Origin of the sequence: Microbacterium sp. K35 (genome assembly GCF_004794375.1) — a bacterium.
GTDB classification, from domain to species: domain Bacteria; phylum Actinomycetota; class Actinomycetes; order Actinomycetales; family Microbacteriaceae; genus Microbacterium; species Microbacterium sufflavum.
The window spans coordinates 1-492 of the sequence record NZ_SSDM01000247.1 but is presented as its reverse complement, the minus strand read 5'-3'; the positions used below and the strand labels follow the sequence as shown (position 1 = coordinate 492).

General features: G+C 74.6%; 1 protein-coding gene and 1 pseudogene. One reads left to right on the top strand and one right to left on the bottom strand.

Annotated elements, in window-relative coordinates; translation table 11 throughout:
• A pseudogene (locus DW299_RS09440) lies at positions 1-225 on the bottom strand (hypothetical protein); the annotation flags it as partial.
• A 19-nt stretch (positions 226-244) separates the two neighbouring features.
• On the opposite strand from DW299_RS09440, the gene DW299_RS09435 reads away from it, so the two are divergent.
• Positions 245-492 (top strand): hypothetical protein (locus tag DW299_RS09435; RefSeq protein ID WP_136036433.1); only part of this gene is annotated, 248 nt, incomplete at its 3' end.

Sequence of the window (492 nt, the reverse complement as noted above, 5' to 3'; positions counted from 1 at the left end):
GACGCTCTTCCGATCTGCTCGCGCGCGGAGCTCGCCGCCCGCGATCAGCGCCGAGATGCCGCGCGCGAGCCGGGTCGCCAGCGTTCCGTCGCCGTGGGTCCAGCGGCCGAGCCGAGCGGCCAGCCCCTCGGTCGACACCTCGCCCGCTCGCACCAGCGGAGTCGCGCGACCCGGGGCCGATCCGTGGTCCATCGGCGCCGCATTGGCCCTGTCGTCCGTGTCCATGTGACCCGATTCTGGACCAATGGACACCTCCACCACCACTCTCACGCCGGATCTGGGGCCAATCCCCGCGGATTGGACCATCGACCGGTTGCTCGCTCACCTCGCCGACGACCGTGCGCTCGACGACCCCGCGCTGGTCGGCCCCCTGCGCCGCCTCGACGCCGCGATCACGGGGAGCGACGGCGGGCGTCCGCTCGCCGCGATCGTGCTCGTCCGCTCCCTGGTCCTCGCCGTCGCCGCGACGCCGGCCCTCCGCGCGCGGACCCT